The organism is Clostridium sp. D5 (assembly GCF_000190355.1).
Classification (GTDB): domain Bacteria; phylum Bacillota; class Clostridia; order Lachnospirales; family Lachnospiraceae; genus Faecalicatena; species Faecalicatena fissicatena_A.
Genome location: NZ_GL870810.1, coordinates 181445 through 195894, shown reverse-complemented (window position 1 = coordinate 195894; position 14450 = coordinate 181445). Strand labels below are relative to the sequence as shown.

Below are 14450 nucleotides of genomic sequence, written 5' to 3'. Positions count from 1 at the left end.
TTCCTTCCCTGCTGGATGAACCCAGCTTACCGTGAGCCGTGACGGACTGTGAAAAGCACCTGTCCTGTTGGAAATGCTTTTAGCGAGCACTAGCGGCAGTTAGAGGAAATCCGCGAAATCAGCAAGAAAAAAGCTGCTTCCGAAGCAGCTTTTTAGAACGCCTGAGCCGTTTAATCATCAGATTAAACGGTGAATGCGTTCGGTTCTTGCTGATTTTGCGGATTTCCTCTTACTGCCGCTTGGCGCAGCGGCTGTATTTCCAACAGGACAGGTGCTTTTCACAGTCCGTCACGGCTCACGGTAAGCGCCCCTCACACCCCAAGAAACATATCCTGCACCGCTTTCTCCACTCGTTCCATATCCGCAGTAGGCTCAAACCGCTCGAGCACCGTCCCGTCCCGGTTGATCAGGAATTTTGTAAAGTTCCACTTTATATCATTACTGTTCTCATAATCCGGATCTTCTTCCGAAATAATTTCATGAAGTTTTCCGCTCAATGGATGTCCTTCATCAAATCCCTGAAATTCTTTTTTTTCTGTAAGGAACTGAAAAAGAGGATGTATCTTCTTTCCCTTTACATTAATTTTAGAAAAGAGAGGGAAAGTGACCCCATAATTCTTTTTACAGAATTCTACTATTTTGCTCTCTTCCTCTGGTTCCTGTTCCTTGAATTGATTGCAGGGAAATCCAAGGATTTCAAAGCCTTTTTCATGATACTTTTTATAAAGTGCTTCCAGCGCCTCATATTGTGGAGTAAATCCACATTTACTGGCGGTATTTACCACCAGGAGGATATCGCCCAGATATTTATTCATGCTCTCCTTTGTGCCATCGATCCGTTCCAGTTCTATCTCTTTTAATTCCATCTCTTATTCGTTCCTTTCCTGCGTTTATTCCTATTATGTCCCTCCAAAGTTCACATAATGCATAAAACGCAGAAGTAAGGATACTTGTGCATCGTTTTATACTTAACTGCCGGTTAAACTAATCTCATTTTACAATGTACTGACAAGACTCTGACCAAATTGAATATTACTGCCGGTTCATATATTTTCTTACTTCCTCTGCCACCAGTTTTGTGAGCAGATTCACGTCTGTCTCGCCTAAGCCTCTGCTCTCCAGCCTGTACCCGGCTTTTCCATCGCTTCCAAACAGTTTCATCTTTTTCGTACTCTCCTGCTTTACAGCTTCCACTGCTGCCGGAATCAGATCAATGAGTCCCTTTTCCATGGTACTGAACCTGCTGAACTCCGCCTTTACTGCTGCAACATTAATGTCTGTAAATATATTAACCTTGCTGATTCCTTCCTGTATCGCACGTTTAAAATCAGTATCAGTCAGTCCGGAACCGCCGTGCAGTACTAAAGGCACATCCACAAGTCCTGCTATTGTCCGGATTCTTTCAAAATCCAGTTTGGGCGGGAGCTTGTATGCACCATGTGCGTTGCCGACTGCGATTGCCAGTGCATCTACACCTGTCTTATCCACAAAATCCTTTGCTTTTTCAGGCTCTGTATAATATTGGGACGGATCATCCAGTCTGGAATCACCCTCTGCGGAGCCTTCATTATCTCCCACATGTCCAAGTTCTCCCTCTATTGTTGCACCGTAGGAATGTGCAATGTCCGCCATTTCTTTTACTTTTCGGACATTTTCATCGTAAGAATCTGTGGAGCAGTCATACATAATCGAGGTGAATCCCAGCTCCAGCGCCTGCAGGCATGTCTCGCGCGTCAGGCCGTGATCCAGATGAATCACAACAGGAACACCGGCTTTTTTAGCCATAGGAATCAGATAATAGGATACCTCCTCGAGAGGCCCATAGGGCAGCAGGACCTCTGCTGTTCCCATAATAACGGGAGACTGCGTGCTCTCTGCAGCACTGATAATTCCCCTTGCCAGCTCCAGATTTACTGCATTGAACAGTCCGACTGCATAGTGGTTCTTCTTCGCAGGAAGAAGGACTTCATTCATGTTTACTAACATTATTCTTTATCTCCTTTATTCATATTTCTTCCATCCGGCCTTGATTTTTTCCTCAAGCTCTTCAAAGGACTTCAGTCCGCTCAGAGCATCATATTCCGCAACACAGGACGCCCCGGTTGCCGCTGCAAGATGAACCGCATCTTCCAGAGAATACCCTTCCATGGTGGCCGTCAGAAAAGCGGCAATACTGGTATCGCCTGCACCGGTTCCGGACAGCACTCTGTCGGGAACATAGCTTTTCTCAAAACCTTCCCTGGCCGCCCAGTTTTCCAGAGACAGCCCTGCCTTTCTGCCGACACGGCACAGTTTAAACTGATCTGCGGTCCGATAGTACAATCCCGGCGCACCACATTTGATCAACAGGACCTTCGCTCCAAACTCCATACACTGATCCGCAAGAGGCCTCACGTCTTTCCCGATATCCAGAATCTCCGTGATGTCCCCTTCACCTGCCCGGTCCTGCCATTCAAAATATCTTTCCTTATCCAGCATGAAGCAGAGTTCCTCCACGCTCGGCACCAGAAAATCCACGTAAGGGATGACCCGCTCCAGAATTTTTCTCCAGTTGATCTGTCCCGCTTCTGAGTCGGGATCAATCACTGAGAAGTCCAGGGAGGTGGCCGTTCCCATATCTTTTGCGCGTTTCATCAGACGCACCAGTTCTTCTCCATCATTCTCATACATCGATTTCATCAGCGGCGGGTATCCGAAATGCAGCAGCGCCGTTTCCTCCAGCATATCCTCGGGAATGTCCGCTGCCTGGAAGGTATGGTTTGCCCCGGGATTGTGCAGGAATATTCTGTCAACCCCCGGAACCGCCAGAATCACGGAGTAGGAGGTGGACTCCTCCTCTGTCATCAGCATTCCGCCCTGCGCATCATATTTTTCCAGCATACTGCAGACAAGTTCACCGAAAGCGTCATTGCCTACCTTCCCCATCAGTGTCACGTCTGCCCCCAGAATCTTCATGGCCAGTCCCGTATTGGCAACAGAACCGCCGGTATGTACATCCGCCTCCCCCATCTGGATCAATGAACCCGGAAGCAGGATTTCGCTCAGTTTCTTCACCTTTTTCCCCTGAAATACAGGTGTAATGTCCAGGCAAATATGACCGGCTGCGATTACTTTTTTCTTCATATTACCACCTCATCTCTTTCATTCGAAAACCGGAGAATTCCATGAGTCCCCCTATTTTTTTCAAATAAAACCTATATATTATTTATATCAGATACCGGAAATGCAAAAATGACAATCTTGCGGTTTTGCAGTAGTATTGTTGTGCACTTACATGGTATACTTTAATCCAGGGATCGTCCGCAGCTCCGTCTGAAGGACCTGCCTTACCAAGTGCTCCCCCGGGCAATTTTTATCCTGGGGTTTAGCCGCAGCCTCGTCGAAAGGATGCGTTTTAAAGTGCCCTTTTGGTATACTGTTTAATAATGGGAGGGAAAAATGGAGAATAAAAAAGAATTTGAAATCGTCCGCCATACTGCAATGAGCAATCTGGAGATCTTTTTCGTTGAGATGACCGCACGAAGCCCTCACGGCCACGAAGATTTGGAAATCGGTATTTTACTGGAAGGGGGGCTAAATCTGTTTACAGAAAACGAGCAGTATATACTTCAAAAAGGAGATATCTATATTATCAACCGCTATCAGGTCCATTCTTTTCAAAAGACAGACAGTCCCAATCTGATTCTGGCCTTCCAGATCCATACAGATTTTTACCGCAGAACGGATTACCAGCTGAGTTCTCTAAGATTTGACACTCCAGTCATTCCGGCCGGTCCTCTGAGAGATTCACTGTATCAGATGCTTCTTTCCTGCGCGCATACTTATTTTAATGCCCTGCCTCATAATGGGCTGAGATGCTCCGGGATCATGATGGAAGTCCTTTATCAGCTGCTGACATCCCTGCCCTGTACATCGGCAAGTGAAAAAGAATGCACAACTGCGCAGAACAATTCCCATCGGCTGAACCGGATTACCGGCTATATAGCTGAACATTACATGGAACATATATCCCTGAATGATATTGCCTGCCTGGAAAATATCACTACTTACCACGCTTCCCATTTCATAAAAAAGATGCTGGGAATCTCATTTCAGGAATATCTTGGCAATGTCCGGTTCGAACATGCCCTGCGCCTGATCACCCAGACAAATCTGAATATTCTGGATATCTGCCTGGAGACCGGAATCTCAAGCAGCAGATATCTGAATCAGATGTTCCAGAAGGCCTTTGGATACACGGTAAAAGAATATCGAAGGCTTCCTGAAAAGCCCTGTATCACAAGTCATGCCCTCCCTACCGGAAATATACAGAACCGTTACTCATCCGAAAAATCCATCTTCACCCTGAGTAAGCTTCCCGGTTCGGAAAATATTGATACCAGTACATCATAAAACAAGTAACTGCCCGCCCCGGAACAGTTTCTCCTGAAAACATTCCTCGCGAACTACCGGGCACTCTCCAAAAACAGTCCTTAACCCACCTTTTCGCTTATTTGACGGTGCCCGGAAACACATTCTAAAATAGATATGCGTATCCGGGCAGATAAAAGGTTCCATGGCCTGAATCAGAATGTAACGGCAGGTCTTTGATATATTACTTTAGTCATATAAATTCTGAGCTATTTCCTCATCCTCTATATTTTCTGCCGTATACCACTGGCAGCCTGTATCAACATCTTCAACAGCCTCCCCTTTTGCAGCCTTTACACAAAGGTCAACAACAGTCTCTCCCATATGTACCGGGGCCTGAGTAACGGCACCTATAAATGTACCTTTTTTAACGGCCGCTTTGATGCCCTTTCCAGAGTCAAACGCAATTCCGATGATCTGATCCTCACCAGTCCCAAATTTGTTCAGATTTTCGTTTCCAATAATCATAGCATCTCCTGAATGCTGATTCGAGCCATAAATTGCAATCGTATCTGACTTGTTCAGCAGAGTCTGGCAATCTAAGGCCGAAAGCTCGCTGGTGGTCTGAGCAGGTACTGCAACATCAATAATTACATCCGCTTTGCTTTGAGGTTCAACTTTAGAATCAGCAACATATTTGTCATTCCCTTCGATTGTAACCGTCTTCCCGTCAGCTTCGGCCAGTTCCGCAATTTTATCAATAAATCCAAGTCCCCGGTTGATAATAGACTCGGATGTGGCATCCTGCCCCATAACTCCAATTCTTACCGGATCGGAAGCCTTGGATATCCTATCTTTTAATGCCGCTTTATATGACTCTTCCGCCGCCAACGCCCCAGCATTATAATTATCAGTAGACGCGTTTGCTGCAATAGCGCCCTCCGGAGCCCCCGGAACACCTGAGTCAAAACCGACTATTGGAATTCCCGCCGACTGTGCCTGTGAAATTGCATCCAAACACGCCTCGGTATCCAATGCTGCAAAGCCAATTGCATCCGGTGCTGCATTGATGGCATTTGACAGCATCTGTACCTGATCTGCAATATCTGTTTCCGAGTTTGGCCCCACAAAATTTATTATAACTCCCAGCTCATCTGCTTTTTGTTCGGCCCCTTTCAATACTGACTGCCAATATTGATGCTGAAACCCCTTTGATACTATTTCGATTTTAAGGTCTTCCGGTGCCTTCTCTTTACTTTCACCGGAATCACCGGCAGTTTCTTTATTTCCGCAGCCTGCTGCCATAGCTGTTATAAGTGCCGCACATAATAAAATATTTACGATTCTTTTCTTCATATTCTTTTTCTCCTTTAACATCTGTTTCATAAACGTGTTTCACAGTAAAAGGGTCACTCAAAACAACTTTAAGCTTCTCCTCTTTTAGTTTTCAATATATCCGCGAACACTGCAGCCATCAGGATAATTCCGGTAATGATCTGCTGCCAGTTGGCCTGCAGGCCGATAAAAGGAAGCCCTGCCTTTAGCACAGACATTACAAATACTCCTAACAGTGTGCCTACAATAGAACCTGCACCCCCGGTTATCGACACTCCTCCGATTACAGCAGCCGCAATCGCCTCTAATTCAAATCCGCCGCCGCTTCCTGATGTGATAGACTGAAATGTTGTGGCATATGCAATTGCCCCAATTCCTACAAATAAACCCGAAAATACATAGGCAGTCACCTGATATTTTGTAACCTGCACTCCTGACAGCCTTGCTGCTTCTTTGTTGCTCCCCAAGGCTTTGATATACCTGCCGCATTTTGTCTTATTCAGTACAATGCTCATAATAATAACCAGAGTAACCACCCAAACAATACCCATGGGAAACTTATATCCTAAAATCTGGATTTTAAATATATTTCTTACCCAGCCACCGGCCATCCCTTCTGTAGGCCAGGTAACTGTAATTCCGCCTGCAATCCCCCGCGCAACCATCATCGTCCCCAAGGTGGCAATGAATGGAGGCAGCTCTAAAACAGCAACTAATAAACCATTTGCAAGGCCCAGTGCCAGACCGAAAGCAATTGTAATTAAAATACCAACTACTGCGCCGCCGTTATTCGTGGCTATAAAATGCCCCCCAAACAAACATGCGGCTATCATCCCGGTTCCAACGGACAAATCTACGCCCCCCGTAATCAGGGCAAACGTGACTCCAATCGCAAGAAAACTGATATAGTATGAATAATCAAATACACTAATCAGTGTACTGTATTGTCTGAAGGCAGGGCTCACAATACTAAAGAACGACACCAGTATAACAATAATCAAAATAATCAATAACTTTTGGAGCCCCACTTTATGTATTATCCTGAAATTTCCCGGATCGCTGCCTTTTTTCCTGCTTTTTACCATTCTCCATCTCCTCCTAATCTCTCCGGGTTGCAGCACGCATTATGTTTTCCTGCGTTGCTTCTGAAATGTCCATCTCGCCAGTCTTTTTTCCTTCACACATTACAACAACGCGGTCACTCATTCTGAGAATCTCTGACATTTCAGAGGAAATCATAATAATAGACTTACCTTCTTTTACGAGATTGTTCATCAAATGATAAATCTCACTTTTGGCACCCACATCAATCCCTCTGGTAGGTTCATCAAATATTAATATCTCACAGTCTCTCACCAGCCATTTTGCAAGAACCACTTTTTGCTGATTCCCGCCCGAAAGATTAACCACCTGGCTGTCAACTGACGGTGTTTTAATTTTCAATGACTCCACATATTTTCCAGCTGCCTTATTTTCTTTCTTTTTATCAATGAAAATTCCTTTTATAAATTTGCGCAGTGCTGCCATTGTAGAATTTTCTGCTATTGTTTTCTGCAGAACAATCCCATATCTTTTTCTATCCTCGGAAAGATATCCGATCCCGTACTTTACAGCATCCTCAGGATTTTTTATTTCTACTTTTTTTCCGTTAATATAGATATTTCCCTTTTCTTTCGAATCTGCTCCGAAAAGCGCTCTCGCAGTCTCCGTCCGACCTGCTCCCATCAAACCGGAAAAACCGAGAATCTCTCCTTTCCTGAGTTCAAAATTGACATCCTGTACCATCTTTCCTGCTGTCAAATGCTCTACTTTCAGCACAACCGGTGCATCATCAGCTACATTACTTTTGGATTTCGGCTCTTCATAAATGACTCTGCCTATCATCATATTGATAATGTCATCTTTGGAAGAATCTTTTGTAATCAGAGTCCCCACATAACCTCCATCACGCATAACTGTCACTCTGTCGGTAATGACATTAATCTCATCCATCCGGTGAGAAATATAGACAATTCCCATCTGTTTTTCTCTTAGATCGCGGATAATCTTGAACAGTTCTTCTATTTCTGATTCTGTAAGCGCCGCCGTCGGCTCATCAAAAACAATTACTTTTGCATCATGTGAAATTGCCTTGGCAATCTCACACATCTGTTGTTTTCCGACAGTCAGGTTTCCCATATTCTCAGATGGGTTAATATTAATATTTAATTTCTGGAAAAGGCTGTCAGCTTCTTCATTCATTTTTTTATCATTAATAAGCTTCCCTGACATTATCTCACGCCCGATAAAGATATTTTGTGCAACTGTCAGATGATTCATCATGTTTAGCTCTTGATGCACAATTGCAATGCCTGCTGCCAGTGCCTCTCCTGGATTTGAAAATTCTGCTTCCTTGCCTTCATATACAATGGTGCCTTCATCTTTTTTGTAAATCCCGGTCAGAACCTTCATTAAAGTGGACTTGCCTGCGCCATTCTCTCCCATAAGCGCGTGAACCTCACCTTTTCTGATCTCCAAATCCACATGATCCAGCGCATGTACTCCCGGAAAGGATTTATCAATTCCCTGCATTGATAAAATTACTTCTCCCATAATTTCACCTTTCTCTCCATAATCAATGTCTAATCTGACTTTCTGCGGCTTCGGACATCTGTATATACTGCAACAAGCACAATGATTCCGGTGATTACATACTGCCAGTCTTTCTGAAATCCCATTGCTAAAATGCCTTCCTGAAGCAAAGCAATAATCATGACCCCAATTAATGTTCCGCTGATAGAAGCAATTCCTCCCGTCATAGATGTTCCGCCCATTACGCATCCTGCAATCGCTTCATTATTAAACGTGTCCCCCATACCAGGCTGTACAGTGGAATATGCCCCCACGTAAGCGATCGCCGCAATACCTGCCATTGATCCGCAAATGATATATGCAAGCATTTCCCATTTTCTTACATTCACACCTGAAAGCCTTACGGCTTCTTTGTTGCCGCCGATACAGAGTATATGCCGCCCAATTTCCGTCTTGTTCAGGACAATTGCACAGATAACAGCAATTACAAGCAAAAGTATGAGCCCTGTCGGAATCTGCATTCCTGTACTTGTTGTCATCTTTACCAGCATACGGAATTCACCGTTTTCCTGAGCCGCCTGCGGCCATCTGACGGACTGCGTTTTTGTAAATACTGAGCCAATTCCTTTTGCAAGCATCATACTGGACATAGAGGTAATAAAAGATGGCATTTTCCAATATGCAACCAGATATCCGTTTAATACTCCGAATGCCATTCCCACCAGTATGGAAACAAGCAGTGCAATTAATAAAGGCACACCTGCTTTTGTCAGAAGATGTCCGCTGATCAATGCGGCACAGAACATAACCGGCCCAATCGAAAAATCAATCCCCCCGGTCGCAATAACAAATGTAACTCCCAGAGATAAAAAGCCCAGAAAGTATGCATAATTCAGCGCGCTTAATATCCTGTTGTAATTGAGAAATGTCGGACTCAGTATTGCAAATATAATGTACATTAGTATCAGTGCACAAAACAAGACAACTCTGTTAAACCCAATTTTCTTAACAAGTGCATTGTTTTTTATCCTTTTCACGCCCACTCCCTCCAATTCTGAAAATCCAGTTAATTGCCATCTCCATCCAATTACTGTTATCCGCAGATATTTGTTCCGGGTATTCTTCTGTCGTATGGTCACAAAGTGCCTGTGCATGTACTCCCTTTTCATAAATGTGAAGCTCAAACGGTATTGCATATTTCTCTAGCCCATTTACAAACATCAGAGCATTTTTTACAGGAACAACTTCATCTTCCCCCGTATGCCAGATAAATGCCGGAAGTGTATCTTCACTGACAAGTAATTCAGCAGATATTTGTTTTAATTGATCATTATTAAATTCTGATCCTAATAAATTCCGGTAAAGACTCCTGTCGTCGTAATCAATTGCTGTAATCAGCGGATACCCCAAAATCATTCCGTAAGGCCGCCACTTCTTGTCTTTCGTCTCAAAATACTGCTCAAACATTTTTCCGTTCCACATGGTTCCCAATAAAGCACATAGATGGCCCCCTGCTGAAAATCCGCAAATCACGATTCTTGATTCGTCAATCCCCCATTCTTCGCTCTTTTCTTTTAACATTACGACTGACTGTGCCAGTTCCAACAAAGCACACGGATATTTTGCCGGCTCCGTGCTATAGCGCAAAACAAATGCATGAATCCCACGACCCAGGAATCGCATCGCAATTGGCTCAGCCTCACGGTCAGAAGTAAAAAAATAACTGCCGCCCGGACATATGATAACTGCGGGCCTTTTATCCGACCCTTTTATCTCTTTGCTTTTGCTCAGGATGTAAGCCTGAAGATAGGGTTTATATTTGGGATCATATTTTCCGTCAACTTTCTTATGATTAATTTCTACTTTTATTTTGTCATACATTTATTTCACCTTTCATTTCATTTTTGTAATCCGTACGAATCTTTTTATTCAGCTGATAATTTTATTATACTATTCATTTTTATAAAAATAAGACATTATGTTGACGATTATAAGCTATTCATGTCGTATTTTAACAAGTTTTTCCAAATACCGCAATTTTTGCGCAGGTTGTCATGAAAAATAAAATCTGCAATTTATTACTGTTATACTTATGCTATAATATAAATAAATCATTTACCCGAAAAACTCGCAGGGAGGTTCTATGGATAAAAAATACCGAAATCTGGATATAAATTTTAAAATAGGCTCTATAACATTTCATGCGCTAAAATTATCAGCCGAGTATTTCATAAATTCTTTTCCGCTGCATTGCCATGGCAATAATAGTTTTGAAATTCATTATATTGTCAGCGGAGCAGGACATGTTATACTGAATTCCCGGGAATTCCCGCTCTCCTCAGAAACTTTATTCATAACCGGGCCTAAAATTATGCATGAACAAATCACAGATATGACAAATCCTATGACAGAATATGCCGTTTATTTTGAAATTGAATATACGCCCTTAGAGCATCCGCATTTTATTGATGTTTTTTTCGGCACTCCTCTCTGGATCGGAAAAGACCGGCAAAAGCTTCTTGGAATCTTCAATTCAATATTTCAGGAGTATGAATATAAAAATCCGGGATATAAAATTGTAGTACAGTCATTATTTCAGGAACTGGTTATTAAAATCACCCGAAATTACCGTTCTTCCCAGTTTGCTCATCCTGATTCATTACTACCTTATGATGACCGCCTTTTAATCGTTGAAGAAGCCCTTCTGTACGAGTATTCCTCTATAACGCTCCCGAATCTGGCATCCCGCCTCAGGCTCAGTCCGAGACAAACGGAACGCTTTATCAAATTACATTACGATAAATCTTTTGCTGAGAAAAAGAAGGAAACGCGCATGTCAATGGCTGCACTGCAGTTGATTAATACAGATGTAAGTGTGTCCAGGATATCCGATGTCCTTGGATATTCTTCAATAGAACATTTTTCTTCTACTTTTAAAAAATACTATGGCATTAGCCCCATAACTTATCGCAGAACCCGGCGCAAAGAGCCCTTACAGAAAAATGACAACAACTGAATTGTTCTCTGCTGTATTTTCCGCGCTCAAATCTCACATAATTACAGCTTTTATATGGCATTCATGATACAATGAATAGCAAAGCTGACGCGGATATATGCCGCGTCCTTTCACACGTTTTTTCCGATTCTAGGGAAAACAGATTTTTACATCTAAAGGAGGAGAGACATGAATTTTAACCCCAGCAGCACTTTTTTATTTTTACTGGCAGGCGTCATTATTGTGTTCGTTATCTGTCAGTCCCTGTTCTTTCTTGTGCGCGCATACCGCAGAGGTAAGGCGCTCGGGATGGATATGGGTAAGCTTCGGCGGACGATGGTTTCCACCGCGGTTTTTACTTTTGCACCGGCAGTCTCTATTTTGCTTGGCGTCATCACGCTTTCCAAGTTTCTTGGGCTTCCGCTCCCATGGCTTCGCCTGAGCGTTATCGGCGCCATTACATATGAGCTTCCTGCCGCCACATCCACAGCCAATGCACTGCAGATCTCACTTTCCAGTACCGTAACAGACCCTAAGGTATATACCGCTATCGCATGGGTCATGACGCTTGGGATCTTCCCGGGCCTGATCTGGGTGCCATTATTTATCCGCAAGATTCAGGGCGGCCTGATGAAAATTAAAAACAAAGACAGTAAATGGGGGGATATCATGATGACCGCCCTGTTCCTGGGTATGATCTCCGCATTTCTCGGAATGGTGTTCTCCGATATCCGTAAAGGGCTCAGAGGCTGGATCCCTATATTTATTCTTTTGTTTTCAGCTCTCTTAATGGGTATCTGCGGACTGCTCATTAAAAAATTCAATGTAAAATGGCTGGAAAACTATGCGCTGCCCATCAGTATGCTGGGGGCCATGGTATTTGCAGTATTTCTGACACCACTGATAGGAGGCTGATTATGAAACCAAACAGAACATACGAAGACAATACTCATCTTTATGGACGGATCTGGATATTGACAGCACTCGTCCTGATCTTTTCATTTCCGATTGCCGCCTGCGTATACTATGATGCCTGGCCCGGCTGGACACCGGTTCTCAAAGGCCTTTTGGGTGTAGCGCCTATTTTCTGGACAGTCGGACTGATCGAAGTTATTACATTTGTCCCCATGCTGGGTACTGCAGGTTCCTACCTCGCTTTTGTGACGGGTAACCTGACTAACCTTAAGGTTCCGGCTGCACTGACAGCAATGGAAAACATGGATGTGAAACCTGGTTCTGAGGAAGGCGAGGTTGTCTCCACCATAGCAGTGGCTACCTCTTCTATCGTCACAACCATCATTATCGCCATTGGAGTTGCCCTTCTGGTACCGCTGACCCCAATCCTGAACTCACCGGTATTAAAACCTGCATTTGACAATATCCTTCCCGCACTGTTCGGAGGGCTTGCCGTTGTATATGTGAGCAAGAACTGGAAGATCTCCATTGCACCGCTGGTATTTATGGTTGTGCTGTTTTTACTTGTCCCAAGCCTGTCCGGCTCTGTCGGAGTTCTGGTTCCAGTGGGCGCACTGATCGCCATGGGAAGCGCAAGGATATTATACAAAAAAGGAAAATTATAACAAATATGTCTTTCCGGGCAGAAACTGTCTGGAAAGATGCCTAAAAAAGAAGTGTCTTATATTTGTGAAAAGAGGAAAAATTTATGATTAACTTGTGGTTGATATTACGTTTTATTTTATATCTTATTTTAATACTTCTGGTACTTTTTCTGGCTGTGCTGGTTATCCGTGCCCTTAGTTTCAAACCCAAAGAGGAACCGGAGGCTTCCGGGGAAACATTATCTCTGGATTCCCGTAAAATCGTTGAGGATATGGCAGAAATGATCCGTTGCAAAACCATTTCCTATAACGATGCATCACTCATAGACCAGGAGGAGTTTATCAGATTCCAGAACCTGCTGCCCGAATTATATCCACAGCTCCACAAAGCCTGTACACGTGAACTTGTAGGCGAAAACGGGATGCTTTACTGCTGGAAGGGAGAGAGTTCTGACAGCCCGGTTGTTCTGATGTCGCACTACGATGTGGTGCCGGTGGAAGAATCCCAGTGGGATAAACCGGCCTTTGACGGGTTCGTGGAGGATGGAGTGCTCTGGGGACGCGGAACGCTGGATACAAAGGGTACTCTCTGCGGTATTATGGAAGCTGCGGAAAAACTGATCGGGGACGGTTTCACGCCAAAACACGATATCTATTTTGCATTTTCCGGCCAGGAAGAGATCAATGGTCCTACCTGCCCGGCAATCGTAGATCTGTTCGAAAACCGCGGCATCAGGCCTGCTTTGGTTGTGGATGAGGGCGGAGCTGTGGTGGAGAACGTATTCCCGGGCGTAAACAGAGAATGCGCATTAATCGGTATCGCAGAAAAAGGGCTGACCAATATCGAATTCCATGCAAAAAGCAGCGGCGGCCATGCTTCTATGCCGCCGGTACATACCATCGTGGGGGAACTTGCTCAGGCAGTCACAGAGGTGGAGAACCACCCGTTCCCGCGTCAGCTGACTAAGCCGGTAAGGGAAATGCTCGACACACTGGGCAGGCACTCTTCCTTCACCTACAAGCTGATCTTTGCGAATCTCTGGTGCTTTGAAGGGCTGTTTGATAAGATCTGCCGCGCATCCGGCGGTGAGCTTAATGCTATGATGCGCACGACCTGTGCAATGACAAAGATGGAAGGCGGCAAAGCATTCAACGTCATTCCGCCCAAAGCCTCTGTGGGCATGAACCTGCGTCTGCTTGGTAAAGACACCGTAGAGTCTGCAAAAGAATACCTAAAAAAAACCATCCATAATCCAAACATAGAGGTTACCGTATTCGAGGGCAGAAATCCGTCCACAGAATCCGATACAAACTGTGAAGAATACAAGCGCCTGTGCCAGGCAGTGGCGGATACATGGCCGGAGGCAATCGTATCCCCTTACCTCATGATGGCATGCAGCGATTCCTGGCATTACTGCCGCATCACAGACCGGGTGTACAAATTCTCGGCAATGAAACTTTCAAAAGAAGAACGCGGGATGATCCATGGGAATAATGAGCGGGTGCCGGTTGATACACTTGTAAAGACAGTGGAGTTTTATGTCCGTCTTTTGAGTAAGTGTTGATGGAATAGGAGAAAGGCTTTCAGCTAATAAATAACTTTCTGAAACACAAAACGCCGAAAAGGAAACTTCTGTTAC

General features: G+C 44.3%; 13 protein-coding genes. 5 read left to right on the top strand and 8 right to left on the bottom strand.

The features are described 5' to 3' along the window. Positions 1-311: 311 nt before the first annotated feature. From HMPREF0240_RS07295 to HMPREF0240_RS07285, 3 genes are all read right to left on the bottom strand, one after another. Positions 312-866 carry a glutathione peroxidase gene (locus tag HMPREF0240_RS07295; RefSeq protein WP_009002808.1) on the bottom strand — a complete coding sequence of 185 codons (555 nt, stop codon included), beginning with the start codon at positions 864-866 and terminating at the stop codon, positions 312-314. Between the two features lie 166 nt (positions 867-1032). Then, positions 1033-1986: a class II fructose-bisphosphate aldolase gene (locus HMPREF0240_RS07290; protein WP_009002807.1), complete on the bottom strand. Its 954-nt coding sequence runs from the start codon at positions 1984-1986 to the stop codon at positions 1033-1035. 15 nt (positions 1987-2001) lie between these two features. Then, on the bottom strand, positions 2002-3123 hold the full coding sequence (locus HMPREF0240_RS07285; RefSeq protein WP_009002806.1) for a carbohydrate kinase family protein: 1122 nt from the start codon (positions 3121-3123) through the stop codon (positions 2002-2004). Between the two features lie 315 nt (positions 3124-3438). On the opposite strand from HMPREF0240_RS07285, the gene HMPREF0240_RS07280 reads away from it, so the two are divergent. Next, positions 3439-4392: an AraC family transcriptional regulator gene (locus HMPREF0240_RS07280; RefSeq protein ID WP_009002805.1), complete on the top strand. Its 954-nt coding sequence runs from the start codon at positions 3439-3441 to the stop codon at positions 4390-4392. A gap of 207 nt (positions 4393-4599) precedes the next feature. On the opposite strand, the gene HMPREF0240_RS07275 is transcribed toward HMPREF0240_RS07280, so the two are convergent. From HMPREF0240_RS07275 to HMPREF0240_RS07255, 5 genes are all read right to left on the bottom strand, one after another. Then, a complete protein-coding gene (locus HMPREF0240_RS07275) occupies positions 4600-5706 on the bottom strand; it encodes a substrate-binding domain-containing protein (RefSeq protein ID WP_035312631.1) in 1107 nt (368 codons plus the stop codon). A 68-nt stretch (positions 5707-5774) separates the two neighbouring features. Beyond that, on the bottom strand, positions 5775-6770 hold the full coding sequence (locus HMPREF0240_RS07270) for an ABC transporter permease (protein ID WP_035312630.1): 996 nt from the start codon (positions 6768-6770) through the stop codon (positions 5775-5777). 13 nt (positions 6771-6783) lie between these two features. Then, entirely contained in the window at positions 6784-8277 is a 1494-nt protein-coding gene (locus HMPREF0240_RS07265; protein ID WP_009002802.1) for a sugar ABC transporter ATP-binding protein, read from the bottom strand. 29 nt (positions 8278-8306) lie between these two features. Beyond that, positions 8307-9293, bottom strand: a complete 987-nt coding sequence (locus HMPREF0240_RS07260) for an ABC transporter permease (RefSeq protein WP_198137775.1) — start codon at positions 9291-9293, stop codon at positions 8307-8309. Further along, positions 9262-10137 carry an alpha/beta hydrolase gene (locus HMPREF0240_RS07255; protein WP_009002800.1) on the bottom strand — a complete coding sequence of 292 codons (876 nt, stop codon included), beginning with the start codon at positions 10135-10137 and terminating at the stop codon, positions 9262-9264. The genes HMPREF0240_RS07260 and HMPREF0240_RS07255 overlap by 32 nt, the downstream gene beginning before the upstream one ends. A 262-nt stretch (positions 10138-10399) precedes the next feature. Between HMPREF0240_RS07255 and HMPREF0240_RS07250 the strand changes: the two genes are divergently transcribed. The 4 genes from HMPREF0240_RS07250 (at position 10400) to HMPREF0240_RS07235 (ending at position 14375) form a co-directional block, all read left to right on the top strand. Further along, positions 10400-11272, top strand: coding sequence for an AraC family transcriptional regulator (locus tag HMPREF0240_RS07250; protein ID WP_009002799.1), 873 nt, complete (start codon positions 10400-10402; stop codon positions 11270-11272). 168 nt (positions 11273-11440) lie between these two features. After that, entirely contained in the window at positions 11441-12166 is a 726-nt protein-coding gene (locus tag HMPREF0240_RS07245) for a DUF5058 family protein (protein ID WP_009002798.1), read from the top strand. Between the two features lie 2 nt (positions 12167-12168). Continuing rightward, positions 12169-12831, top strand: a complete 663-nt coding sequence (locus tag HMPREF0240_RS07240) for a membrane protein (protein WP_035312628.1) — start codon at positions 12169-12171, stop codon at positions 12829-12831. 83 nt (positions 12832-12914) lie between these two features. Then, a complete protein-coding gene (locus tag HMPREF0240_RS07235; protein WP_009002796.1) occupies positions 12915-14375 on the top strand; it encodes a M20/M25/M40 family metallo-hydrolase in 1461 nt (486 codons plus the stop codon). Positions 14376-14450 lie beyond the last annotated feature (75 nt).